General features: G+C 73.0%; 26 protein-coding genes. 12 read left to right on the top strand and 14 right to left on the bottom strand.

Going from position 1 to position 21,811, the window contains the following annotated elements; genetic code table 11:
• Positions 1–151: 151 nt before the first annotated feature.
• From ACLJQM_RS45300 to ACLJQM_RS45315, 4 genes are read right to left on the bottom strand one after another with little or no spacing between them, the layout of a single operon-like run.
• Complete coding sequence (locus tag ACLJQM_RS45300; protein ID WP_410636308.1) at positions 152–592, bottom strand: SRPBCC family protein; 441 nt, start codon at positions 590–592, stop codon at positions 152–154.
• Positions 593–594: 2 nt separating this feature from the next.
• Complete coding sequence (locus tag ACLJQM_RS45305) at positions 595–930, bottom strand: ArsR/SmtB family transcription factor (protein WP_410636309.1); 336 nt, start codon at positions 928–930, stop codon at positions 595–597.
• A complete protein-coding gene (locus ACLJQM_RS45310; RefSeq protein WP_247023323.1) occupies positions 927–1,373 on the bottom strand; it encodes an SRPBCC domain-containing protein in 447 nt (148 codons plus the stop codon). The genes ACLJQM_RS45305 and ACLJQM_RS45310 overlap by 4 nt, the downstream gene beginning before the upstream one ends.
• Positions 1,374–1,405: 32 nt before the next feature.
• Positions 1,406–1,921: a GNAT family N-acetyltransferase gene (locus tag ACLJQM_RS45315; protein WP_410636310.1), complete on the bottom strand. Its 516-nt coding sequence runs from the start codon at positions 1,919–1,921 to the stop codon at positions 1,406–1,408.
• A 43-nt stretch (positions 1,922–1,964) separates the two neighbouring features.
• Between ACLJQM_RS45315 and ACLJQM_RS45320 the strand changes: the two genes are divergently transcribed.
• Positions 1,965–2,528 carry a helix-turn-helix domain-containing protein gene (locus ACLJQM_RS45320; protein ID WP_410636311.1) on the top strand — a complete coding sequence of 188 codons (564 nt, stop codon included), beginning with the start codon at positions 1,965–1,967 and terminating at the stop codon, positions 2,526–2,528.
• A 194-nt stretch (positions 2,529–2,722) separates the two neighbouring features.
• Entirely contained in the window at positions 2,723–2,872 is a 150-nt protein-coding gene (locus ACLJQM_RS45325) for a DUF1345 domain-containing protein (RefSeq protein ID WP_410636312.1), read from the top strand.
• On the opposite strand, the gene ACLJQM_RS45330 is transcribed toward ACLJQM_RS45325, so the two are convergent.
• Positions 2,844–3,809, bottom strand: a complete 966-nt coding sequence (locus ACLJQM_RS45330) for an SDR family NAD(P)-dependent oxidoreductase (RefSeq protein WP_410636313.1) — start codon at positions 3,807–3,809, stop codon at positions 2,844–2,846. The two genes, ACLJQM_RS45325 and ACLJQM_RS45330, sit on opposite strands and share 29 nt — an antisense overlap.
• Before the next feature lie 22 nt (positions 3,810–3,831).
• Between ACLJQM_RS45330 and ACLJQM_RS45335 the strand changes: the two genes are divergently transcribed.
• The 3 genes from ACLJQM_RS45335 to ACLJQM_RS45345 are packed head-to-tail and all read left to right on the top strand — an operon-like array spanning position 3,832 to position 6,553.
• Positions 3,832–4,293 carry a hypothetical protein gene (locus tag ACLJQM_RS45335; RefSeq protein WP_410636314.1) on the top strand — a complete coding sequence of 154 codons (462 nt, stop codon included), beginning with the start codon at positions 3,832–3,834 and terminating at the stop codon, positions 4,291–4,293.
• A gap of 48 nt (positions 4,294–4,341) precedes the next feature.
• Positions 4,342–4,947, top strand: coding sequence for a TetR/AcrR family transcriptional regulator (locus ACLJQM_RS45340; protein ID WP_247023328.1), 606 nt, complete (start codon positions 4,342–4,344; stop codon positions 4,945–4,947).
• Positions 4,931–6,553, top strand: coding sequence for an acyl-CoA dehydrogenase family protein (locus ACLJQM_RS45345; RefSeq protein WP_410636315.1), 1,623 nt, complete (start codon positions 4,931–4,933; stop codon positions 6,551–6,553). Before ACLJQM_RS45340 ends, ACLJQM_RS45345 begins: the two co-directional genes overlap by 17 nt.
• Here ACLJQM_RS45345 and ACLJQM_RS45350 read toward each other — a convergent pair.
• A complete protein-coding gene (locus ACLJQM_RS45350) occupies positions 6,550–7,041 on the bottom strand; it encodes a pyridoxamine 5'-phosphate oxidase family protein (RefSeq protein WP_410636362.1) in 492 nt (163 codons plus the stop codon). The two genes, ACLJQM_RS45345 and ACLJQM_RS45350, sit on opposite strands and share 4 nt — an antisense overlap.
• Positions 7,042–7,117: 76 nt before the next feature.
• On the bottom strand, positions 7,118–7,651 hold the full coding sequence (locus ACLJQM_RS45355) for a TetR/AcrR family transcriptional regulator (RefSeq protein WP_247023331.1): 534 nt from the start codon (positions 7,649–7,651) through the stop codon (positions 7,118–7,120).
• 77 nt (positions 7,652–7,728) lie between these two features.
• On the opposite strand from ACLJQM_RS45355, the gene ACLJQM_RS45360 reads away from it, so the two are divergent.
• Positions 7,729–8,940 (top strand): FAD-dependent monooxygenase, encoded by a 1,212-nt coding sequence (locus ACLJQM_RS45360; RefSeq protein WP_360782016.1) that lies wholly within the window; start codon positions 7,729–7,731, stop codon positions 8,938–8,940.
• A 157-nt stretch (positions 8,941–9,097) separates the two neighbouring features.
• Here ACLJQM_RS45360 and ACLJQM_RS45365 read toward each other — a convergent pair whose 3' ends face one another.
• From ACLJQM_RS45365 to ACLJQM_RS45380, 4 genes are all read right to left on the bottom strand, one after another.
• Positions 9,098–10,189 carry an SWIM zinc finger family protein gene (locus ACLJQM_RS45365; RefSeq protein WP_410636316.1) on the bottom strand — a complete coding sequence of 364 codons (1,092 nt, stop codon included), beginning with the start codon at positions 10,187–10,189 and terminating at the stop codon, positions 9,098–9,100.
• Positions 10,186–12,660 carry a DEAD/DEAH box helicase gene (locus tag ACLJQM_RS45370; protein WP_410636317.1) on the bottom strand — a complete coding sequence of 825 codons (2,475 nt, stop codon included), beginning with the start codon at positions 12,658–12,660 and terminating at the stop codon, positions 10,186–10,188. Before ACLJQM_RS45370 ends, ACLJQM_RS45365 begins: the two co-directional genes overlap by 4 nt.
• A 71-nt stretch (positions 12,661–12,731) precedes the next feature.
• Positions 12,732–13,514, bottom strand: a complete 783-nt coding sequence (locus ACLJQM_RS45375) for an ABC transporter permease (protein WP_410636318.1) — start codon at positions 13,512–13,514, stop codon at positions 12,732–12,734.
• Positions 13,511–14,437: an ATP-binding cassette domain-containing protein gene (locus ACLJQM_RS45380; protein ID WP_247023336.1), complete on the bottom strand. Its 927-nt coding sequence runs from the start codon at positions 14,435–14,437 to the stop codon at positions 13,511–13,513. The genes ACLJQM_RS45375 and ACLJQM_RS45380 overlap by 4 nt, the downstream gene beginning before the upstream one ends.
• Positions 14,438–14,527: 90 nt before the next feature.
• On the opposite strand from ACLJQM_RS45380, the gene ACLJQM_RS45385 reads away from it, so the two are divergent.
• Positions 14,528–15,295 carry a TetR/AcrR family transcriptional regulator gene (locus tag ACLJQM_RS45385; protein ID WP_410636319.1) on the top strand — a complete coding sequence of 256 codons (768 nt, stop codon included), beginning with the start codon at positions 14,528–14,530 and terminating at the stop codon, positions 15,293–15,295.
• On the opposite strand, the gene ACLJQM_RS45390 is transcribed toward ACLJQM_RS45385, so the two are convergent.
• The gene (locus ACLJQM_RS45390) at positions 15,278–16,447 is read right to left on the bottom strand and encodes a cytochrome P450 family protein (RefSeq protein ID WP_410636320.1); all 1,170 of its coding nucleotides are present in this window, start codon (positions 16,445–16,447) and stop codon (positions 15,278–15,280) included. The genes ACLJQM_RS45385 and ACLJQM_RS45390 overlap by 18 nt on opposite strands.
• Positions 16,448–16,533: 86 nt before the next feature.
• Here ACLJQM_RS45390 and ACLJQM_RS45395 point away from each other — a divergent pair, with 86 nt between their 5' ends.
• The 5 genes from ACLJQM_RS45395 to ACLJQM_RS45415 are packed head-to-tail and all read left to right on the top strand — an operon-like array spanning position 16,534 to position 20,511.
• Positions 16,534–17,604, top strand: a complete 1,071-nt coding sequence (locus tag ACLJQM_RS45395) for a TetR/AcrR family transcriptional regulator (protein WP_410636321.1) — start codon at positions 16,534–16,536, stop codon at positions 17,602–17,604.
• A 19-nt stretch (positions 17,605–17,623) separates the two neighbouring features.
• Positions 17,624–18,901 (top strand): RNA polymerase sigma factor, encoded by a 1,278-nt coding sequence (locus ACLJQM_RS45400; RefSeq protein WP_410636322.1) that lies wholly within the window; start codon positions 17,624–17,626, stop codon positions 18,899–18,901.
• Positions 18,898–19,689 (top strand): alpha/beta fold hydrolase, encoded by a 792-nt coding sequence (locus tag ACLJQM_RS45405; protein ID WP_410636323.1) that lies wholly within the window; start codon positions 18,898–18,900, stop codon positions 19,687–19,689. The genes ACLJQM_RS45400 and ACLJQM_RS45405 overlap by 4 nt, the downstream gene beginning before the upstream one ends.
• 1 nt (position 19,690) lies before the next feature.
• A complete protein-coding gene (locus ACLJQM_RS45410; RefSeq protein ID WP_410636324.1) occupies positions 19,691–20,026 on the top strand; it encodes a YciI family protein in 336 nt (111 codons plus the stop codon).
• Positions 20,026–20,511, top strand: coding sequence for an AraC family transcriptional regulator (locus ACLJQM_RS45415; protein ID WP_410636325.1), 486 nt, complete (start codon positions 20,026–20,028; stop codon positions 20,509–20,511). The genes ACLJQM_RS45410 and ACLJQM_RS45415 overlap by 1 nt, the downstream gene beginning before the upstream one ends.
• Here ACLJQM_RS45415 and ACLJQM_RS45420 read toward each other — a convergent pair whose 3' ends face one another.
• Together ACLJQM_RS45420 and ACLJQM_RS45425 are read right to left on the bottom strand one after the other, a co-directional pair.
• Complete coding sequence (locus tag ACLJQM_RS45420) at positions 20,512–20,961, bottom strand: DUF1772 domain-containing protein (protein ID WP_410636326.1); 450 nt, start codon at positions 20,959–20,961, stop codon at positions 20,512–20,514.
• 17 nt (positions 20,962–20,978) lie between these two features.
• Positions 20,979–21,800, bottom strand: a complete 822-nt coding sequence (locus tag ACLJQM_RS45425; RefSeq protein ID WP_410636327.1) for an NmrA family transcriptional regulator — start codon at positions 21,798–21,800, stop codon at positions 20,979–20,981.
• Positions 21,801–21,811: the final 11 nt, after the last annotated feature.

The following is a 21,811-nucleotide window of genomic DNA, read 5'->3' on the forward strand; positions in this document are numbered from 1 at the left end:
TGACGCGGGAGAACGGCGGACCGGAAACCTCAGGAGAAGCCGTCCTGGCGAAGCGAACACACCACCGCCGGATCCCGGCTTCGGCACCCCTCCTGGCTTCCCGCCGCAGCCTGTCCCCAAGTGCCGATAATGTACATTATGTCAAGTAACGTCAGTGCCAGTCGCTGATCATGACGTCCCGCGGTGCCGGGGCGCCCTCCCCGGTCTCCACGAGCTGCTTGAGGCTCATCAGGTAGATCGCCCACTTCGTGCTGCAGTGGTGCATGAACTCGACGGCCTCACGCCAGCCCTCGTGCTTGAAGAGGACGATCGTGTAGTCGTCTCGCTGCTCCAGGTCCCAGCGGATCGTCGTGCCGATCCACTCGGGCGGGCCGTCGACGACCTCCCAGCGGACGAGCCGGCCCGGGTCGAGCTCGATGACCTTCATGTCGAAGCCGCCCGGGATGAAGCGGAACGCGATGACGTCGCCGACGCCGGTCTCCCCTTCGGTCTTCTCGGTCCACCAGCCGGCGAGGCCGTCGATCGTGGTGAGCGCTTCGTAGACCTTCTCCGGCGTGGCGCTCTGGACGCCGATGCGGTGCAGGATGTCCATTTCTACTGCTTCTTCCGTTCGATGGTTTCGGCGATGTGCTTGATGCGGCGGAGCCGGGCGTCCCAGGCGTTGCCGACGTCGGTGAGCTGCGCGACGGCGCGGGCGAGCTGGGTTTCGTCGACGCGGAACTGCTTTTCGCGTCCTTCGGCCTGTGCGTGCACGAGGCCGACGCGGTCGAGGATGGCGAGGTGCTTGGCGACGGCCTGGCGGGTCACCGGGAGGTGCTCGCTGAGGCTGGTCGCGGTCCCCCGGCCTTCGGTGAGCAGGAGGTCGAGCATGCGGCGGCGGGTGGGGTCGCCGATGGCCGACCAGAGGTCGTCGTCCACGGCGATGCTCACCGGGTGGCCCCCACCTCGGCGGCGCGGGCGGGCAGGCGGGGCAGGAAGTGGTCCCAGCCGCTTTCGTGGTCGGCGTATTCGGCGGCGATCTTGGCTTCGTCCCAGCCGCGTTCGCGGAAGCCGGTTTCGGTCATCCGCAGGCGGGTGCCGGTGGCGGTGGGTTCGAGTTCGAAGACGACGAGGAAGGAGTTGCCGGGTGCGGCGGTCTCCCCCTCGGCGTGGGTCCAGCGGAAGGAGAAGAGCTTCGGCGGGATGGCGTCGACGACGGTGAAGCGGACTTGCTGGCCGTCGAAGGCGATGTGGCCTTCTCCCCCGGGTTCAACGGGGTAGTCGGCTTCGTCGGGCCACCATTCGCGGACGTGTTCGGGGTTGCTGACGACGTCGAAGACGACGTCGGGAGTGGCGTCGATGTGGAGTTCGCGTTCGAGGGTGCCGTGGTCCATGTCCGCTCCTTTGTGCAACGTTTGGTTGCGTGTCACGTTAGCTCGCGGGGCGCGGATGTGCAACCTTCAGTTGCGTTGAGGTCGTGCTGCACCCAGGCGACGTCGTGCCAGGCGCCGTGCTTCCAGCCGACGCGGCGGTAGACGCCCGCCGGCTCGAAGCCGAGGGCGCGGTGCAGTCCGGCGCTCGCTTCGTTCGGCAGGGTCATGCCGGCGAAGGCGCGGTGGAACCCGCGCTCGCGCAGCCGTTCGAACAGCTCCTCGTAGAGGACGCGCCCGGCGCCGGTGCGGCGGCGGCCGCGTTCGAGGTAGATGCTCGTTTCGCAGGACCACCGGTAGGCGGCGCGGGCGGCGAAGGGGGTGGCGTAGGCGTAGCCGGCGATGTGGTCGTCGTCTTCGAGGACGAGCCAGGCGTGGGCCGCGGTGATGCGGCGGGCCACTTCGGTGGTGTCGGGCGCTTCGGTTTCGAAGGAGATGACGGTGTCGGTGACGTAGGGCGCGTAGATGGCCGCACAGGCGGGGGCGTCGGCGGTGGTGGCATCGCGGATCATGGCTCATATGGTAGCCAGAATGGGTCGTATAGTATCCCCGGTTATGGCCGATCCCCTGTCCGCCCGCTTGGCGGCCACCGTGCACGCCACCCGGACGTCCCGCGGTCTTTCGGCCGCGGCGCTCGCCGACCGCTCGGGGGTGTCGCGCGCGATGATCGGCAAGATCGAGCGGGGCGACGTCCAGCCGACGGCGGCGTTGCTGGCGAAGCTGTCGGACGCGCTGGGCCTGACGCTCTCGGAGCTGATCGCGCGTGCCGAGGGTGACGAGCGGCGGCTGGTGCGGGCGGCGGACCAGCCGGTGTGGGTGGACCCGGAAACCGGTTACCGCCGCCGCGCCGTCTCCCCCGCCGCCGGCCGGCCGCTGGAGCTGGTGGAGGTCGAACTGCTCCCGGGCGCCGAGGTGGCGATGGCGGCGGGGACGTACGCGTTCCTGCACCAGCAGATCTGGGTGCTGGCCGGGCAGCTGCGGTTCCACGAGGGTGCGCAAGTGCACGAGCTGGCGGCCGGGGACTGCCTGCAGCTGGGCGCGCCGTCGGACTGCGTGTTCGCGAACCCGGGTGCGCTCCCCTGCCGGTACCTGGTGGCGTTGCTCAAGCACGCAACCTGACCAGGTGATCCGTGGTGCCGCCAGCTTCGCGCGGTGAGCCGTCTGCGGAGGATCTGGTACCAGTGCGCGGAGTTCCTGCGGATCCGCCGGTACCGGCTGGTCGCCGACGGCGAGCCGGCGTGGCTGCGGTGCTCGCGGCGCGGATCCTGCCGCACTTCGGGTACGCGCACGTGCACTAGCGTGCGGAGGCGGGCTTGCGGTTCCCGGCGACGGAGCGGCCGAACCTGCTGGATTTCGCGTACTTCGCTTTCACGGTGGGGACTTCGTTCGCGACGTCCGATGTGGAGGTTCAGACTCGGCCGATCCGGCGGGTGATCACCGGGAAGTGGCGTCGACGCCGGTGAGTTCGGCCGACAGCGCCCACAGGCGGGCGGCTTCGCTCGGGTCGATGGCGTAGTCGCGGACACCCACCCGGAGGCCGACGTCGGTCACGCCGTCGCCCTCGGGGGCGAGTTCGGCGATGTCGCAGTCTTCGAGGTAGACGCCGCCGTGGCCGTCGAGCTGGGGTGAGGTCGCGGCCCAGACCTGGGTGGCCGCGCCGGCTTCGGGGGTTTTGAAGTAGCCGCTGGGGACGCCGTTTTCGTCGACCCAGCCCTGGGCGACGCGCTCGTCCTGCGGGATGTGGCGGGCGAGGTTGGTCAGGATCGAGCCGGGGTGCAGGGCGAAGGCGCGTACTCCGCGGTCGCGGCCGAACCGGTCGAGGTGGACGGCGAAGAGGATGTTGGCCGTCTTGGCCTGGCCGTAAGCGAGCCACTTGTCGTAGCCGGTCTCGAAGTGGGGGTCGGCCCAGCGGACGGGTGAGAAGTGGTGGCCGCGGGAGGAGACGGAGACGACGCGTGCGCCGTCGGCGATGGCCGGCCAGAGGCGGTTGACCAGGGCGAAGTGGCCGAGGTGGTTGGTGGCGAACTGGGCTTCCCAGCCGGGCCCGACCCGGGTTTCGGGGCAGGCCATGATGCCGGCGCTGTCGATGACGACGTCGAGGCGGCGGCTGGTGGCGAGGAAGCGGTCGGCGAAGGCGCGGACGCTGTCGAGGTCGCCGAGGTTGAGCTCGTCCACCTCGGCGAGGCCGTCGAGCGCGGCTTCGGCGGTGGCGCGGCGGCGGGCGGGGACGACGACGTGGGCGCCGGCGTTCGCGAGGGCGCGGGTGGTTTCGAGGCCGATGCCGGAGTAGCCGCCGGTGACGAGGGCGAGCTTGCCGGTGAGGTCGATGCCGTCGAGGACTTCGGCCGCGGTGCTGGTGGCGCCGAAGCCGGAACCGATCTTGTGCTGCGGGGTGGTCATGGTTTCGACGGTAGGAGCTGGAGTGCGCTCCAGCGCAAGCGCGCGGGAGGGTGACGGCGTGGAGCGGGTGCTGGTGCTGGGGTGCGGCGGGGCCGGCAAGCCGCTGTTCGCGCGGCGGCTCGGTGTGGTGACCGGGCTGCCGGTCGGGCGGGCTGGAGCTGGACACGGTGTTCTGGCAGCCGGGCCGGTCGGGCCGGCGCGGGCGGAGTGGGTGACGCGGCAACGGGAGTTGATCGCGGCGCCGCGACGGATCGAGGACGGCGACCTCGGACCGTACGACGTCCTGGAGGTGCGGCTGGCGGCGGACACAGCGGTGGTGCTGAACCCTTCGCCGGCGCGGTGTGCGCGGCGCGCGCTGCGCCGGGGACGTGAGCGCTGGGACTTCTGGCGGTGGCGGCACCCCCGGAACTGCGGCGGGCGCTGCCGACGTCCGATGTGGACGTCGTCGAGCTGCGCTCGCCCCGCGCGGTGGCAGCTTTTCTAGCTGCCGGAGCGTTGACTGAAGCAGTGAATCGGTGCTTCACTTCTTGACGTGCCCTACCGCCGCACCCCCAAGGTGCAGGAACGCCTGGATGCCCAGCGCGAGACGATCGTCGCCGCGGCGACCGAGCAGCTCGCCGAGCACGGCTACGGCGGGTGCTCCGTTGCCGCCGTCGCCGAGCGCGCCGGGGTCGCCGTCGGCAGCGTCTACAAGCACTTCCCCACCAAGGCCGACCTCGTCGTGCACGTGTTCCGGCAGGTTGTGACCCGCGAGGTCGAGGCCGTGCGGGCCGCGTCCGCGCGGCCGGGTGAGCCCGCCGAGCGGGTGCTGGCCGTGTTCGAGACCTTCGCCCAGCGCGCGCTCAAGGCGCCCCGGCAGGCCTACGCGCTGCTCGCCGAGCCGGTCGACGCGCTGATCGACGCCGAGCGGCTCGAGTTCCGGCGGGCGTTCACCGAGGTCGTCGCCGAGCACGTCGCCGCCGGGGTGAAGCAGGGCGCGCTGCCGCCGCAGGACGGCCGGCTGACCGCCGCCGCGCTGGTCGGGGCCGCCGCCGAAGTTCTCATCGGTCCGTTGACCAGCGGTAACGCCGGTGACGTCGCCGAGCTCCGCACGTTCGTCGTCCGCGCTCTAGGAGGTTCCGATGCCCGCCACGCATGAGGTCACCAACCAGGTCCCACCCCTGGCCGGCCACGACGCCGGGGACGACCCCGCGCTGCTCGAAGGGCTGGAGCGGGCGGGCGCGGGCTGGGCCGCCGCCGAGGTGCACGAGCTGGGCCGGCTGGCCGGGAGCGAGCAGGTCCAGGAGTGGAGCCGGCTGGTCAACGAGAACGAGCCGGTGCTGCGCACCCACGACCGCTACGGCAACCGCATCGACGAAGTCGAATTCCACCCGCACTGGCACGACCTGATGACCGTCGCGGTGGGCCACGGCCTGCACGGCACGCCGTGGCAGGACCCGCGCGAAGGCGTGCACGCAGCCCGCGCGGCGAAGTTCTACGTCTGGGGCCAGGCCGAGGCCGGGCACAGCTGCCCGATTTCGATGACCTACGCCGCGATCCCGGCGCTGCGGGCCAACCCCGAGCTCGCCGCGCGGTACGAGCCGCTGCTGGCCGCGACCGAGTACGACTTCGGGCTGCGCGAGCCGGGCACCAAGCGCGGCCTGATCGCGGGCATGTCGATGACCGAGAAGCAGGGCGGCTCCGACGTCCGCGCCAACACGACCACCGCGACCCCGAGCGCCGACGGCAGCTACACCCTCGTCGGGCACAAGTGGTTCACCTCCGCGCCGATGTCGGACATGTTCCTGACGCTGGCGCAGGCGCCGGGCGGGCTGTCGTGCTTCCTGCTCCCCCGCGTCCTGCCCGACGGTTCGCGCAACCCGATCCGGCTGCAGCGGCTGAAGGACAAGCTGGGCAACCGGTCGAACGCGTCCTCGGAGATCGAGTACGACGACGCCGTCGGCTGGCTGGTCGGCGAAGAGGGCCGCGGGGTCCGCACGATCATCGAGATGGTCAACAACACCCGGCTCGACTGCACGCTGGGCAGCGCGTCCGGGATGCGGCTGGGCGCCGTGCGCGCGGTCCACCACGCGACCCACCGGCACGCCTTCGGCAAGGCGCTCGTCGACCAGCCGCTGATGGCCAACGTGCTGGCCGACCTCGTGATCGAGTCCGAAGCCGCGACGACGGTGGCGATGCGGCTGGCCGCGGCGGGCGACCGGACCGGCGACCCGCAGGAGCAGGCGTTCCGGCGGCTCGGGCTGGCGGTGTCGAAGTACTGGGTGTGCAAGCGGGCGCCGGCGCACGCCGCCGAAGCCCTCGAATGCTTCGGCGGCAACGGTTACGTCGAGGAGTCGGGCATGCCGCGGCTCTACCGCGAGGCGCCGCTGTCGTCCATTTGGGAGGGTTCGGGCAACGTGGCGGCGCTGGACGCGTTGCGCGCCATGGGCAAGCAGCCCGAATCGGTGGCCGCGTTCTTCACCGAGGTCGAGCAGGCCGCCGGCGGCGACGCGCGGCTGGACGCCGCCGTCGACCGGCTCCGCAAGGAGCTGACCGACCTGGACGCGATCGAGTACCGCGCGCGACGCGTGGTGGAGTCGATGGCGCTGGTCCTGCAGGGCTCGCTGCTGGTGCGCCACGGCCACCCGGCGGTCGCGGACGCGTTCTGCGCCTCCCGCTTCGGCGGTGACTGGGGCATCGCCTTCGGCACGCTCCCGGCCGGCGTCGACACCGGAGCGATCATCGAGCGCGCCGCCGTGCGCTAGCCGCGTTCGGCCCGCCGCCGGGCGAGCTCTTCGACGGCGCTGGGGAGGGTCTCCTCGAAATCGATGAGCTTCGCCCAGGTGGGGGTGACGACGATGCGGACCATGCCGTCGTAGAGCGAGCGCACCTCGCGCTCCCACTCGACGCGCTGTTCGGGCGTCATTTCGTAGCTGCCGTTCATCGTCAGGTACTCCTGCGGGATGCCGTCGACGACGTCGAGCTCGGCGCGGCCGCGCAGCAGCAGGATCTTCGGCGGGTGGGACTCGGTGTCGATCGTCATGGCGACGGCCGGGTTCGCCCGCAGGGAGCGCAGCTTCGGCATGTTCTTCGCGGTGCACATGACGATCTCCGCGCCGTTCCAGGTGAACGCCATCGGGACCGACCGCGGGGTGCCGTCCTGGGCGACGTAGGCCAGGCGGGTGATGTCGCGGGCCAGCAGTTCCTTGCTGTAGGGCCGGTTCAGCACCTCGGTGATCTCGTTCTGCTCCACGGTGTCCTCCGTCTCCGGGGCGGCCGGTGGTGGCCGCTGCTGCCCCTGGGACGGAGCCGTCACCGGGTTTTCGACATCAGCCGCCGAGCGCGTCGAGGGCGCCGGCGACCGCGGCGGCTTTGAGCTCCTCGACGGGGGCGTCGGGGAACTGCATGCAGACGTCCTGGAGGCCGCCGAGGGCCAGGATCGCGCGGGCCTGGCGCGCGAGCGTCGGGGACGGGCCGCAGATCAGTTCGGTGAGCCGGGTGCGCCAGCCCAGCACCTTGTCGATCAGGCCGAGCTCGGCCAGGGTCGGCATCTCGGCCAGCAGCATGATCACGTCCGCGCGGTGGCGGTAGTTGAAGTCGAAGAACCCCTCGATCAGCTCCCGCACCGGCGCGTCGCCGCGGGCTTCCTGGGTGCGGAGGAACGCTTCGCCGTCGTCGAGCATCGGCTGGACGATGCTGAGCACGAGGTCGTCGCGGGACGGGAAGTGGTAGTAGAGCGCGGGTTTGGTGATGCCGAGCCGGCCGGCGATGTCCTGGAGGCTGGTGCGCTGGACGCCCTGGCTGGTGAACAGGTCGCGGGCGACGTCCAGGATGCGCTGCTTGGTGTCGGAGGGTTTCGGCACCCGCCCAGCATAACTGACTTAACGATAGGTAAGGAAACGTGGTACAACTTACCTACCGTTAAGTCAGGGAGGTACTCATGCGGATCCTCGTCTCCGGCGCGAGCATCGCCGGCCCCGTGCTGGCGTATTGGCTCAGCCGTCACGGCTTCGACGTCACCGTCGTCGAACGCGCCCCGGCGCTGCGCAAGACCGGCGGCCACGCGGTCGACCTGTTCCGGCCCGCCATGGACATCACCGAGAAGATGGGCGTGCTGCCCCGCGTGGAAGCGCTCAAGACCGGCACCACCCGGATGACCCTGCACCGCGAAGGCGTCCGCCGGCCGGCGCGGGTGGACCTGTCGAAGATCTTCCAGGCCACCTCCGACCGGCACGTCGAGATCATGCGCGACGACCTCGGCGAGATCTACTACGACGCCGGCCGCGACGACGTCGAGTACCTCTTCGGCGACTCCGTCACCGCCCTCTCCCCCGACGGCGACGTCACGTTCGAGCACGCCGCGCCCCGCCGCTTCGACATCGTCGTCGGCGCCGACGGACTGCACTCGAACATCCGCCGCCTAGTCTTCGGCGAGGAAGCCGGGCTGACCCGGTTCATCGGGGCCTACCTGGCGGTGCTGTCCCTGCCGGACACCCTCGGCCTCGACGGCGAGACGGTGATGCACCTCGGCGCCGGCCGCACCGCGGGCATCTACAGCGCCCGCCACCTCGACGACGCCCGCGCGGTGTTCCTGTTCCGCCGCGACGAGGAGCTCGACTACCACCACCGCGACGTCCCGCGGCAGAAAGAACTGCTGCGCGAGGCGTACGCCGGGATGCACCCGCAGGTCGACGAGTGGCTCGCCGGACTGGACGGGCCGGGCCCGTTCTACTTCGACTCGATCACCCAGCTGCAGCTGGACACCTGGTCACGCGGCCGCGTCACCCTCGTCGGTGACGCGGGCTACTGCCCCGGCCCGGCGGTCGGCGGCAGCACGAGCCTGGCGGTGCTCGGCGCGTACGTCCTGGCCGGCGAGCTGGCCGCGGCGGGCGGCGACCACGAACGCGCGTTCGCCGCCTACGAACAGGAGATGGGCGAGCTGGTCCGCAAGAGCCGCGCCTTCGCCGTCGGGGCGGCCCGGAGCCTGATCCCGGCGTCGCGGGCGGGGGTCTGGGCGCTGACCACCGGCGGCCGGCTGATCTCGGCCCTGCCGGCCGGGGTGAGCCGCGCGGTCGCGAAGCTCAACACCGGCGGTGTGCGGATGCACGACTCGATGCCGGTCAAGGACTACGAGGCCGCCCCGGTGGGCTGACGGTGGTGCTCGACGTCGGCCGCGGCACCCGAGGAAGCACGGGCGGGCGCGCGGGGAGGAGCCCGCGCGCCCGCACCCCCAGTGGCCCGGCGGTACGCCGCCGTTGCCGGACAGGAGGCAGCTGGCCGTGCGCTGGATACCGCGAATTTCGTGGATTTCAGCCCGTGAGCAATCCCGGATCCGGCTCCGGCGGGCCCGAGGGCCACCAGGTGTCGCCGTCGAGGCGGTACGGGTGCCACCGGCCGCGGCGGTCCAGCCGCAGCTGGAGCGCGCCGATCGTGCAGTGGTTGCGCTCGAACACCGGGTCTTCGTCGGCGAGTGCGGCCCGCGCGGCCGCCAGCACCGGCTTCGGCGGGGTCCACGCCGAGTCCAGGACCTCCAGTCCGTCCCGGCCGCCGAAGGTCCACGCCGCGACCGCCCGGTCGAACTCTTCACCCGTGCCCAGCCGCTCCGCCACGGCGGGGAACTCCGCCGCCAGCCGCACCGCGTCGGGGCGCCGTCCCGGCCACGGCTCGCCCGCCAGTACCGCCCGGGCCTGCGCCGAAGCGTTGGCCGCCAGCAGCGCGAACACCTCCGCGGGCACCCCCGGCGCCGCCGGGATCGACGGCGACCCCGAGGGCCGGAACGCGTCCAGCTCCGGCAGCGGCCCCGGTGTCCGGTCCGCCGCGGCGACCGCGGACACCACCGGCGCCAGCCGGCTCTCCAGCTCCTCCCGGATCTCCCGCTCACCCCGCCCGCGCATCAGCAGCAGCACGAACGGGTCCGCGTCCAGCAGCCACGACGCCTGGAACGACAACGCCGCCGCGTGCCGGCACGGCAGTTCCCAGCCCGGGCAGTCGCACTCCGGGTCGAGGTCGCCGATCACCGGCAGCAGGTGCACGCCGGCGTCGTCGGCCGCCTCGACCAGGTCGTGCGGCATGTCCCGGTCCAGCAGCGCCGCCAGGTGCCCCGCTCGCGAGGCGACGCGGTCGAAGAACCGCGTCCAGTCGACGTCGGACAGCTCGGCCAGCCGCAGCTCCGTGCGGTACGGGCCGCCGTCGGCGTCGTCGACCACCGCCGCGATCCGGCCCGGGCTCACCGTGATCGGCCCGACCAGCCCGGCCGCGGCGTACCGGCGGCCCTTCTTCAGCTGCCGCAGGTCCAGCGCGGTGTCCTCCATCGCGCGCACCCACGCCCGTCCCCACCACGAACGGGCGAGGTGCCCGGCCGCCCCGAACGCGGGGAACCCGCGCACCCGGTCGTCGGTCATCCGCGGCTCCTCAGTTCGACGAGCTCCGCGAGCTCGGTGTCCGACAGTTCCGTCAACGCCGCCTCGCCACCGGCCAGCACCGCGTCCGCCAGTGCCCGCTTCTCCCGCAGCATCGCCGCGATCCGGTCCTCGACCGTGCCCTCGGCGACGAGCCGGTGCACCTGCACCGGTTTCGTCTGCCCGATCCGGTACGCGCGGTCGGTCGCCTGGTCCTCCACCGCCGGGTTCCACCAGCGGTCGAAGTGCACGACGTGGTCGGCGCGGGTCAGGTTCAGCCCCGTCCCGGCCGCCTTCAGCGACAGCAGGAACACCGGCACCGCACCCTCCTGGAACCGCGCCACCAGCTCCTCGCGCCGGGGCACCGGCGTGCCGCCGTGCAGCAGCTGCGTCGCGATCCCGCGCCCGGCCAGGTGCTTCTCCAGCAGCCGCGCCATGGCGACGTACTGGGTGAACACCAGCACCGCGCCCCCTTCGGCGAGGATCGTGTCCAGCAGCTCGTCGAGCAGCTCCACCTTGCCCGAGCGGCCGCCCGGCTCCTTGAGGTACTGCGCCGGGTGGTTGCAGATCTGCTTGAGCGCGGTCAGCAGCTTCACGATCCGCCCGCGCCGCGCCATCCCGTCGCTGGCGGCGATGTCGGCCATCAGCTCCCGCACGACCGCCTCGTACAGCGCCACCTGGTCGGGGCTCAGCGCCACCGGCCGGTCGGTCTCGGTCTTCGGCGGCAGCTCCGGCGCGATCCCGGGATCGGACTTGCGCCGCCGCAGCAGGAACGGCCGCAGCAGCCGCGAAAGCCGCTCGGCCGCCGCCGGGTCCCCGGCCTCGATCGGCTTCGCCCAGCGCTCCCGGAACTCCGCCAGCGACCCCAGCAGCCCCGGTGCCGACCAGTCCAGGATCGCCCACAGCTCCGAGAGCGTGTTCTCCACCGGGGTGCCGGTCAGCGCCACCCGCGCCGCCGCCGGCACCAGCCGCAACGCCTTCGCCGTGCCCGAACGGTGGTTCTTCACGTGCTGGGCCTCGTCGGCGACCAGCAGCCCCCACCGCACCCCGGCCAGCGGCGCCGGATCGGTGCGCAGCGTGCCGTAGGTCGTCAGCACGAACCCGTCGAGCTCCTCGAGCGAGCGGGTGCTGCCGTGGAAGCGCCGCACCGGCACCCCGGGCGCGAACCGGCGGATTTCGCGTTCCCAGTTGCCCAGCAGCGACGCCGGGCACACCACCAGCGTCGGCCCCGAAGCGCGGTGCAGGTGCAGCGCGATCAGCGTGACCGTCTTGCCCAGGCCCATGTCGTCGGCCAGGCACCCGCCGAGACCCAGCCCCGTGACGGTGGCCAGCCACTGCAGCCCCCGCAGCTGGTAGTCCCGCAGCTGGGCAGCGAGCCCGGCCGGCGGTACCTCGGGTTCCGGCGGTGCGGACAGCCGTTCCCGCAGCTGCCCCAGCCAGCCTTCGGTGACGACCTCGACCGCTTCGCCGTCCAACTCGGTGGTCCCGGTCAGCACCGCACCGAGCGCGTCGACCGGGGTCAGCGGCTTCAGCACCCGCTCCCGCGCCTTCGCCGCCAGCGCCGGGTCGACCAGCACCCACCGGTCGCGCAGCCGCACCACCGCCCGGCGCGCCTCGGCGAGCTCGTCCAGCTCCGCCTCGGTCAGCACCTCCCCGCCCAACGCGAGCTGCCAGTCGAACTCCAGCGCGCGCCCGCCGCCGAAGAACGACGGCAGGTCGCCCGGTACGTCGCCGGAGCGGACCACGGCTCGCGCGGTCAGCGCTCCGGCGAGCTCGGCCGGCCAGTGCACCTCGATGCCGGCGGCCGCCAGCCGCGGGGCCGCGGCCGCGACCAGCTCGGTCACCTCGTCTTCGCCCAGCGCCAGCTCGTCCGGCACCGCCGAGGTCAGCAGCGGGCTCAGCGCCGGCCAGACCTGCGCACCCCGCCGCAACGCCAGCACGGCGTCGATGCGCGCCCGCGGCCCGAACCGGCCGGTCTCCCACAGTTCCGCCGCGTCGGCGAGCTGCCCCGGCTCGGCCAGGCTGTGCACCTGCACCACCGCGCGGTAGCGCCCGGCGTCGAACCCGCCGGGCGCCTCGATCCGCAGCGAGACGCGGATGCCGGAGTCCAGGCCCGCGGCCAGCTCGTCGGCCCAGTCGCGCAGCGGCTCGGCCCGCTGCGGCGTGACCGCGGCGAACAACCTCGTCCCGGCCGCCTTCGCCGCGGAGGGCGTGCGGGGCAGCGTGTCGGCGACGGCGTCGAGGAAGGCCCGCAGCAGCGGCTCCGGAGCGCGTTCGTCCGGCGGCATCGCGGCCGCGAGGTCGCGCAGCCACGCGGCTTCGGCCGGTTCCAGCGGGCCGACGCGCCAGGCGTCGTACCCGCCCGCGGTCACCCCCGGCAGCAGCCGTCCCGCGGCGACCAGCCGCAGCGCCGCCGTCGCCGCGGTCGCCCAGAACCCGCCCGGCTCGCCCAGCAGTTCCCCGAGTCCGTCCACCACCGACAGCTCACGGCCGTCCAGGACGAGCCGTCCGGCCCGCGGTGGTTCCCCCGGTGTGAAGTCGACGTTCAGTTCCCCAGCCTCTCGTATCGGCGCACGGACAGCGGCACGAAGACCGCGAGCAGCACCAGCGGCCAGCCGACCGCCATCAGCACCGGGTGCGCGCTCACCCAGGACGTCCCGGCCGCGCCGGGGTTGCCGAACAGCACCCGCGCGGCGGTCACCGTCGAGGACAACGGGTTCCACTCCGCCACGGTTCCCAGCCACGCCGGCATCGTCGCCGTCGCCACGAACGCGCTGGAGAGGAACCCGAACGGAAACTCCAGGGTCTGCGCGAGCGTCACCATCGACGGGTCCGACGTCAGCAGCCCCAGGTAGATCCCCGCCCACACCAGCGCCGTCCGCAGCAGGAGCAGCAATCCGACCGCGGCCAGCGTCTCGCCGAGCGAGCCGTGCGGGCGCCAGCCCACGGCGAACCCGCAGCCCAGCAGTACCACCAGCGCCAGCACCGCGTTCGCCAGGTCCGCGGCCACCCGCCCGGTGAGCACCGCCGACGGCGACATCGGCAACGACCGGAACCGATCGGTGACCCCCTTGGCCGCGTCGTCCAGGACCGCGATCATCGTCCCGGACAACCCGAAGGCCATCGTCATCGCGAACATCCCCGGCATCAGGAACTCCCGGTAGGAGCCGCCGCCGGGCACGCTCATCCCGCCGCCGAGCAGGTAGGCGAAGATCAGCACCATCAGGATCGGGAACGCCACCACGGTGGCCAGCCGGGCCGGGCGCCGCGCCAGCTGCGCCAGGTAGCGCTGGGTCAGCGTCCAGCCGTCGGCCAGTGCCCACCTCATCGCGCCACCCCCGTCAGCTCCAAGAACACCTCGTCGAGCGTCGGGTGCCGCAGCGCCACGTCGGCGAACGCCAGCTCCGACGCCGCCAGCTCACGCACGACGCCGGTCAGCATCGACGGCTCGGCCGGCGCGCTCACCCGAAGCTCCTCGGTGACCGGCTCGGCGCCGGTGACCCGGGCCAGCAGCGCCGCCGCCGGGCCGAGCGCGGCCGGATCGGTCACCGCCAGCTCGATCCGCGTCGCCCCCAGCGAGCCCTTCAGCTCCGCCGGTGTCCCTTCGGCGACGACGCGCCCGTGTTCGACCAGCGAGATCCGGTCGGCCAGCTGGTCGGCCTCCTCCAGGTACTGGGTCGTGAGCAGCACGGTCGTGCCGTCGGCGACCAGCGAGCGCACCGCCCGCCAGACCTCGAGGCGGCTGCGCGGGTCCAGCCCGGTCGTCGGCTCGTCGAGGAACAGCACCCGCGGTGCCGCCAGCAGCGAAGCGGCCAGGTCGAGACGGCGGCGCATCCCGCCCGAGTAGGCCGACACCGGCTTCGGCCCGGTCTCGGCGAGACCGAAGCGCTCCAGCAGGTCGTCGGCCCGGCGGGCGGCTTCGCGGCGGCCCAGGTGGTGCAGCCGGCCGAACAGCACGAGGTTCTGCCGGCCGGACAGGATCTCGTCGACCGCGGCCTGCTGGCCGACCAGCCCGATCATCGACCGCACCTTCGCCGGTTCGGTGGCGACGTCGAAGCCGGCGATCCGGGCGACGCCGCCGTCGTGGCGCAGCAGCGTGGACAGCACGCGCACCGCTGTCGTCTTGCCCGCGCCGTTCGGCCCCAGCAGGCCGCACAGGGTGCCCGCCGGAACGGACAGATCGAACCCGTCGAGGGCGTACGCGTCGCCGTAGCGCTTGCGGAGCCCCTCGGCGTGGATCTGCGAAGTCATTCTCCCCCTCTTACTCTGTACGTTGTACGAAGATCGAGGTTAGCACAACTCCGTACAAAGTACGAAGAACGGGTGGGCACAATGACCGGCATGAGCACGGAGGACACCGACGAAGGCGACCCGCGCAGGGCGATCGAGCTGCTCTGGGGCGTCTCGGAGCGCCCGCGCCGCGGCCCGAAACCGAAGCTGACGACCCTCGATGTCGTCCGCGCGGCCGTGTCGCTGGCCGACGCCGACGACATCGAGGCGGTCACCATCCGCCGCGTCGCCGAGCTCCTGGGCGTCTCCGCCATGTCGCTCTACACCTACGTACCCGGCCGCGCCGAGCTGGTCGACCTGATGATCGACCACGTCCACGGCGAGCTCCGCGCCCCCGAGCCGGGCCTGGACTGGCGTGCGGCGCTGACCGCCGTCGCCGAAGCGCAGTGGCACCTCTTCCACCGCCACCCGTGGCTGCTCCAGGTCACCACCAGCCGCTCGCCACTCGGCCCGCACAGCTTCGCCAAGTACGAAAACGAGCTGCGCGCGGTCGAGGGCATCGGCCTCGACGACGTCGAGATGGACGCCGTGGTCGGCCTGATCACCGGGCTCGTCCGGACCACCGCGCGCAGCTCGGTCGACAACGCCCGGCTGGTCCGCACGACCGGCCTGACCGACGCGCAGTGGTGGGAGCGCGCCGCGCCGGTGCTGGCCGGCATCCCGGCCGCCGGCGCGGCGCACCACCCGATCTCCTCCCGGGTCGGCACGGCTGCGGGCGAGGCCCACAACGCCGCGGAGAACCCGGGCTACACCTTCCGCTTCGGCCTCGCCCGCCTCCTGGACGGCATCGAAGTGCTCGTCTCAAAGCGCCAGCAGTAGCCGCGCGGGCCGCCAGGTCCCGCCGTCGGGCGCGCGCGGCACGTCACCGGCCAGGGCCAGGTCCGGGAAGCGCGCGAAGAGCAGCGACAGCGCCACCTCGGTCTCCACCCGCGCGATCGACGCGCCCAGGCAGAAGTGCGGGCCGTGCGAGAACCCCAGCTGGGCCGGCCCGGTGCGGGTGACGTCCAGGCGATCGGCGCCGTCGAAGGCCCGCGGATCGCGGTCGGCGGCCACCATCGCCGCGGTCACCCGCTCACCCGCGCGGATGAGCTCGCCGTCGATCTCGACGTCCTCACGCGCGAACCTCGGCGTGGTCAGCAGCTGCGGGCTGCAGAAACGCATCAGCTCCTCGACCGCCCCCGGCCACCGTCCGGGCTCCGCGCGCAGCAGGTCCAGCTGATCCTGGTGCCGCAGCAGCGCCTCGACGGCGTTGGCGATCAGGTTCACCGGGGTCTGCCCGGCCAGCACCAGGTGCCAGACCAGGGTGACCAGCTCGGTGTCGGTGAGCCGGTCGTCGTCCTGGGCGCGCACGAGATCGCCGATGAGGTCGTCGCCCGGCTGAGCCCGGCTGCGCGCCACGGCTTCCTTCGCGCCTTCGATGATCGCCGGGATGGCCGCGGCGAAGTCCGGTCCGACTCCGCTCGCGACCGCGGCGCCGTACTCGCGCCAGCGTGGGCGGTCGGCCTCCGGGATGCCGGTCAGCTCGCAGATGACGTCCATCGGCAGCGGTCGCGCGAAGTGCGCGACCAGGTCCACGACGCCGTCCTCGGCGTGCGCGGGCAGGACGTCGAGCAGCCCCTCGGTGACGGCGGCCAGGCGCGGCCGCAGCTGGGCGGCGCGTTTCGGGGTGAACGCCGGGGCGACCAGCCGCCGCAGCCGCAGGTGCTCGGGCCCGTCCTGCTCGGCCATGGTCTTCAGGTACGCGAGGCAGTGGTCGGGGATGCCGGGCGGGCGCAGGAAGCTTTCGGCCCGGACCTCGAAGCGCGGATCGGCCAGCATCGCGCGGGCTTCGGCGTAGCGGGTCAGCGCCCAGAACGGGCCGAACCCGGGGATGACCAGCTTGGCCACCGCGCTCACCTCGCGCGCCTGGTCGTAGGCGGTGAACGGGTCGGTGAGGACCGCGAGGTCCGTGAGATCGATTTCGGGGGTCATCCACCACTCCAGATGTTCACAACAGATGTTATTATCATCTCAGTGGTCACGGTATCTTGATCCGCGACGCCGCGGCAAGGAGGACGATGGTCAGGCTCAGCAGGGCGGAAACCCAGGAACGCAACCGCGCCAGGGTGCTGACCGCCGCCCGGGACGAGTTCGCCCACCGCGGCTTCCGCGACGCCAAGATCGACGTCATCGCCGACCGCGCCGAGCTCACCCGCGGCGCGGTCTACTCCAACTTCCCCGGCAAGCGCGCCCTGTACTTCGCCGTCCTGGCCGACCTCGCCGAACGCGCACCCCGCCCCGCCACCCCGCCCGCGGACCCGAGCGCACCCGACGTCCTGGCCGCGTTCGCCCGCGCCTGGGTCGCCCGCCTGCCCCTGGCCACCGACAGCGAGGGCGAAGACGCCCGCCTCGCCCGCGACCTGCTGCCCGAAGTCCTCGCCGACGAGCACACCCGGCGGCCGTTCGCGCAGCTCATGCGCGTGAACGCCATCCTGCTCGGGCTCGCCCTCGAACGCGCCTGCCCGGGACGGCGGCTCGTCCGGGTCGCCGAAGCCGCCCTCACGACGTTGCACGGCGCGAGCCAGCTCGCGGCCGCCGCACCCGGCTTCGGCGAGCCGTTCCACATCGTCACCGCCTGCGCCGCGCTGCTCGACCTCGGCCTGCGCGACGACTGGCCGGCGGAACCGCCGATCACCACCCAGGCCCGCGCCGCCGACGACCCCTGGCAGCCGCCGCCGGCCGTGGACCTCCTCACCGGGGAGGCGAGCCAGCCCGGCGACGGCGTCGTCACCGTCCTCGGCCTGCACCGCGCCGCGGCCTTCGAAGAAGCCGTCCGCACCGGCGCCGACGTCACCGCCGTGCTCGTCACCAGCGACCCCGGCGAACTCGCGGCACTGGCCCGCCTCGCCGTCGCCGACCTGCGCGGCTGCCTCGACCAGGCGATCAGCCCGCCCGCCCGTCCCCGGCTGCGGCTCGTCTGCGACGCGAGCGGGGCCCTGGCGGCGGCCGCCGGCGTCACCGCGGTCAGCGACGCCACCGAAGCGGCCGTCCGCGTCGAAGGCGGCCGGATCGTCGCCCGCGCCGAAGGGTTCGGCGCCTGCCACGCGGCCGCTGTCGGTCCCGGGCCGGCCCGTTCGTCGGGCAGGTGAACCGGCGGGAGGAGCAGAAGTGGACGTCGAGACCGCGGTCGCCGCAGCGTTCCGCGAAGAGTGGGGCCAGGTCGTGGCCACGCTCATCCGCGTCACCGGCGACTGGGACCTGGCCGAGGAGTGCGCCCAGGAGGCGTTCGCCCTCGCCCTGCGCACCTGGCCCCGCGACGGCGTCCCGAAGCGGCCCGGCGCCTGGCTGACCACCGCCGCCCGCAACCGCGCCACCGACCGGCTCCGCCGCGACGCCGTGGGCGCCGCCAAGCTCGAGGAGGCCGGCCGCGTGCACGTCCCCGAAAACACCGCAGCCCCCGACGACGACAGCGGCGTCACCGACGACCGGCTGCGGCTCATCTTCACCTGCTGCCACCCCGCGCTGGCCACCGAAGCGCAGGTCGCGCTCGCGCTGCGCACCCTCGCCGGCCTGTCCACCGCCGAGATCGCCCGCGCCTTCCTCGTCCCGGAAGCGACCATGTCGCAACGGCTCGTGCGGGTGAAGCGCAAGATCCGCCACGCCCGCATCCCCTACCGCGTCCCGCCCGCGCACCTGCTGCCCGAACGCACCAACGCCGTGCTCGGCGTGCTGTACCTGACGTTCAACGAGGGCTACTCCGCCAGCGCCGGACCCGACCTGCAACGCCCCGACCTCGCCGCCGAAGCCGTCCGGCTCGCCCGCGTCCTCGCCGGGCTGATGCCCGACGAACCCGAAGCCCTCGGCCTGCTCGCACTGCTGCTGCTCCAGCACGCCCGCCGCGCCACCCGCGTCGGCACCGGCGGCGAGCTCGTCCCCCTCGAAGAGCAGGACCGCACCCGCTGGGACACCGAGGCGATCACCGAAGGCACGCAGCTCCTCGAGACCGCGCTGCGCCGCCGCCGGCCCGGGCCGTACCAGGTGCAGGCCGCCATCGCCGCCTGCCATGCCACCGCCGCCCGCGCCGCCGACACCGACTGGCCCCAGATCGCCGGCCTCTACGGCGAGCTGCGCAAGTTCGTCCCCAGCGCCGTCGTCGAGCTCAACCGGGCCATCGCGGTCGGCATGGCCGAGGGCCCCGCGGCCGGCCTCGCCCTGCTCGACGAACTGGACCTGAGCGGCTACCACCTGCTGCCCGCCACCCGCGCCGACTTCTTGCGCCGGCTCGGCCGCCGCGAAGAAGCCGTGCGGAGTTACACCGCCGCCCGCGAGCTGGCGCCCACCGACGCCGAGCGGGCGTACCTCACGCGAAGAATTTCGGAGACGCTGTCCATCCGGGGCGATCCCGTTCGTCGGGAGGACGAACCCCGACCGGAGGAGACCCCATGACCACCCTCGACGTTCCTGGCGCCACCCTCACCTACGACGTCACCGGCAGCGGCCCCGTCCTGCTGCTCGTGCCCGGCGGCGCGGCCGACTCCACCATGTTCGCCCCGATCCGGCCGCTCCTGGCCGAGGACCACACCGTCGTCACCTACGACCCCCGCGGCATCTCCCGCAGCCCGCTGCACGGCGAGCCGGGGCCCGACACCATCCGCGAACACGCCGACGACGTGCACCGCCTGCTGACCGAACTCGGCCCGGCAGACGTCTTCGCCAGCAGCGGCGGCGCCATCACGCTGCTCGAGCACGTCGTGGGCCACCCCGGCCAGGTCCGTACCGTCGTGCTGCACGAACCGCCGGTCACGCGGTACCTCGGCCCCGACGTCCTCGACGGCCCGGACATCCCGGCGATCTACCGCGAGCACGGCATCGGCGCCGCCATCGCCGCGTTCATGGAGATGGCCGGGTTCGACATCGCCCCGCCCACCGACCCCACACCCGGAGAACTCGCCCGCATGAAGGTGATGGAAGGCAACTTCGCCTACTTCTTCGGGCACCTGATGGCCGCCATCGGCGCCTACGAGCCCGACCTCGACGCGCTGCGGGCGACGTCCGCGCGGCTGGTCGTCGGCGTCGGGGAGAAGTCCGCCGGCCTGCCCGCCCACGAAGCGGGCCTGGGCCTGGCCGCCGACCTCGGGCTGACCGCCGAACCGTTCCCCGGCGACCACGGCGGCTTCGAAGCCGAGCCGGCCGCCTTCGCCGCGCGCCTGCGCGCCGTGCTGGAAGGATGCTGACATGCGGTACCTGCTGATGATCGCCGGCGACGAGAGCGCCGAGGAGCACCAGGACGACGGCTGCGGCGGCTGGGGTGAGGACCTCGAACGCCGCGGCAAGATCCACGGTGGCGGTGGCCTGCGCCCGCCGTCGGAAGCCACGACGATCCGGGTCCGCGACGGCGAAGTCCTGCTCACCGACGGGCCGTTCGCCGAGGCCAAGGAACAGATCGGCGGCTTCGTCGTCATCGAGTGCGACGACCTCGACGAAGCCCTCGAAATCGCGGCCGAGCACCCCGCCGCCACCTACGGCAGCATCGAGGTCCGCCCGATGCTCGGACCGGCGGACTTCGCCTGATGCCCACGATCGTCCAGCGTCCGGCCCAGCGCTACGTCGCCGAGCGCGCCACCGTCGCCATCCCGGAGTTCCCGCGCATCGCCGACCGGCTGCCGCCGCTGATCGGCGGCCTCGCCGCCCGCGGCGTCGCCCTGGCGGGAGCGCCGTTCTTCCGCTACCGCGTACTGCACCCCGGGATGCGGTTCACCGTGGAAGCCGGCGTGCCCGTCGATGGCGAGGTCGAGGTGGACGACCCGGCCTTCCCCGACGAGCTCCCGGCGGGCCGGTACGTCCTCGACACCTACGTCGGCGCGCCGGACGGCCTGGCCGCCGCGACGGCGTCGGTCCTGGAGTGGGGCGCCACCGAGGGCATCGAATGGGACCGCCGGGAAGCGGCCGGCGGCGAAGAGTGGGGCTGCCGCCTGGAAGTGCTGCGCAGCAACCCCCTCGAAGTGCCGGACCCCGCGCAGTGGGTGACCGACCTGCTCTTCCGCGTCGCGGACTGATCAGCGCCGGGTGAGCACGGCCGCGACCAGGCAGCCGAAGCCGGCCGTGCTCACCACCGCGCGCACCACGTTCCAGCGCACCCACACCGCCTCGAACTGCGCCCGTACCACCGCGTAGTCGTCACCGCCGGCGTCCAGCGCGTTGTTGAGCGGGACGTTCACCACCCCGGTGATCACCAGCATCGCCACCAGGAACACGAACCCGGCGATCACCCACGGCCGCGCGCCGGTGTCGAGGAACACCGCCACGCCCGCCAGCACGGGCGCGCCCAGGAACGTCAGCAGGAACACCGGGTTCACGATCGCGACGTTGATCCCCCGCATGCCCTCGACGAACGTCTTGTCGTCGCCCCGCGCCAAACCGGGCAGCACCGAGCAGGCGTAGGCGTAGAACAGCCCGGCGATCAGCCCGGCCGCGACCAGCGCGGCCACCAGCACCACAGTGGACATCGGTTTCCCCTTCTCCTTCACCGGACCCAGACCCCAGTCGCCGCGGCATCTTCGGCGTAGGTCGCGAAGTCGGTCGCCGGGCGGCCCAGCACCCGCTCGACGTCGGTCGTCAGCGTCGAGTTGCGGCCGTCGAGCACCCGGCCGAACAGCTCGACCAACGCACCGGCTTCCTCCTCCGGCACCCCCTGGGCGGCCGCGCCAGCGGCGAACTCCGCCGTGGAAACCGGAACATAGCGGACATCTCGCCCCGAGGCGGCCGAGATATCCGCGGCGGCGTCGGCGAAGCTCAGCAGCCGCGGACCGGTCAGCTCGTACCGCCGCCCGGTGTGCCCGGACTCGGTGAGCACCCGCACGGCGACGTCGGCGATGTCGCGGACGTCGACGAACGGCTCGGTCACCGAGCCCGCCGGCAGCGCGATCTCGCCGCCGCGCACCGCGTCCAGGAGGAAGTGCTCGCTGAAGTTCTGCGCGAACCAGCTGCACCGCAGAACCGTCCAGCCGGTGCCGGCGTCCCGCACGATCTGCTCGCACGCTTCGGCTTCTTCCTCGCCGCGGCCGGAGAGCAGCACCAGGTGCCGCACGCCGCTCGCCACGGCCAGCTCGGCGAACGCGTGGATGTCACCGGCCGCCTCCGGCACCACGAGGTCCGGGTAGTAGGTCAGGTAGACGGCGTCGACGCCGTCCAGCACCGGCTTCCAGGTCTCGCGGTCACTCCAATCGAACGGCGGCGCACCGCGGCGCGAGGTGATCCGCACCGGCAGGTCGCGCTCCCGCAGCCGGTCCGCCACGCGGCGCCCGGTCTTGCCGGTCCCGCCCACCACCAAGTAGTTCGTTGTCATGGCCGTGAGTC

It is taken from the genome of Amycolatopsis sp. cmx-4-83, from assembly GCF_046548815.1.
Taxonomy (GTDB): Bacteria; Actinomycetota; Actinomycetes; order Mycobacteriales; family Pseudonocardiaceae; genus Amycolatopsis; species Amycolatopsis pretoriensis_A.

What these genes read in the sequence shown, in the direction of transcription:
- ACLJQM_RS45300 (WP_410636308.1), bottom strand. Translation starts at nt 592, where the DNA reads ATGGACATCCTGCACCGCATCGGCGTCCAGAGCGCCACGCCGGAGAAG.
- ACLJQM_RS45310 (WP_247023323.1), bottom strand. Translation starts at nt 1,373, where the DNA reads ATGGACCACGGCACCCTCGAACGCGAACTCCACATCGACGCCACTCCC.
- ACLJQM_RS45315 (WP_410636310.1), bottom strand. Translation starts at nt 1,921, where the DNA reads ATGATCCGCGATGCCACCACCGCCGACGCCCCCGCCTGTGCGGCCATC.
- ACLJQM_RS45320 (WP_410636311.1), top strand. Translation starts at nt 1,965, where the DNA reads ATGGCCGATCCCCTGTCCGCCCGCTTGGCGGCCACCGTGCACGCCACC.
- ACLJQM_RS45330 (WP_410636313.1), bottom strand. Translation starts at nt 3,809, where the DNA reads ATGACCACCCCGCAGCACAAGATCGGTTCCGGCTTCGGCGCCACCAGC.
- ACLJQM_RS45345 (WP_410636315.1), top strand. Translation starts at nt 4,931, where the DNA reads ATGCCCGCCACGCATGAGGTCACCAACCAGGTCCCACCCCTGGCCGGC.
- ACLJQM_RS45360 (WP_360782016.1), top strand. Translation starts at nt 7,729, where the DNA reads ATGCGGATCCTCGTCTCCGGCGCGAGCATCGCCGGCCCCGTGCTGGCG.
- ACLJQM_RS45365 (WP_410636316.1), bottom strand. Translation starts at nt 10,189, where the DNA reads ATGACCGACGACCGGGTGCGCGGGTTCCCCGCGTTCGGGGCGGCCGGG.
- ACLJQM_RS45375 (WP_410636318.1), bottom strand. Translation starts at nt 13,514, where the DNA reads ATGAGGTGGGCACTGGCCGACGGCTGGACGCTGACCCAGCGCTACCTG.
- ACLJQM_RS45380 (WP_247023336.1), bottom strand. Translation starts at nt 14,437, where the DNA reads ATGACTTCGCAGATCCACGCCGAGGGGCTCCGCAAGCGCTACGGCGAC.
- ACLJQM_RS45385 (WP_410636319.1), top strand. Translation starts at nt 14,528, where the DNA reads ATGAGCACGGAGGACACCGACGAAGGCGACCCGCGCAGGGCGATCGAG.
- ACLJQM_RS45390 (WP_410636320.1), bottom strand. Translation starts at nt 16,447, where the DNA reads ATGACCCCCGAAATCGATCTCACGGACCTCGCGGTCCTCACCGACCCG.
- ACLJQM_RS45395 (WP_410636321.1), top strand. Translation starts at nt 16,534, where the DNA reads ATGGTCAGGCTCAGCAGGGCGGAAACCCAGGAACGCAACCGCGCCAGG.
- ACLJQM_RS45405 (WP_410636323.1), top strand. Translation starts at nt 18,898, where the DNA reads ATGACCACCCTCGACGTTCCTGGCGCCACCCTCACCTACGACGTCACC.
- ACLJQM_RS45410 (WP_410636324.1), top strand. Translation starts at nt 19,691, where the DNA reads ATGCGGTACCTGCTGATGATCGCCGGCGACGAGAGCGCCGAGGAGCAC.
- ACLJQM_RS45415 (WP_410636325.1), top strand. Translation starts at nt 20,026, where the DNA reads ATGCCCACGATCGTCCAGCGTCCGGCCCAGCGCTACGTCGCCGAGCGC.
- ACLJQM_RS45420 (WP_410636326.1), bottom strand. Translation starts at nt 20,961, where the DNA reads ATGTCCACTGTGGTGCTGGTGGCCGCGCTGGTCGCGGCCGGGCTGATC.
- ACLJQM_RS45425 (WP_410636327.1), bottom strand. Translation starts at nt 21,800, where the DNA reads ATGACAACGAACTACTTGGTGGTGGGCGGGACCGGCAAGACCGGGCGC.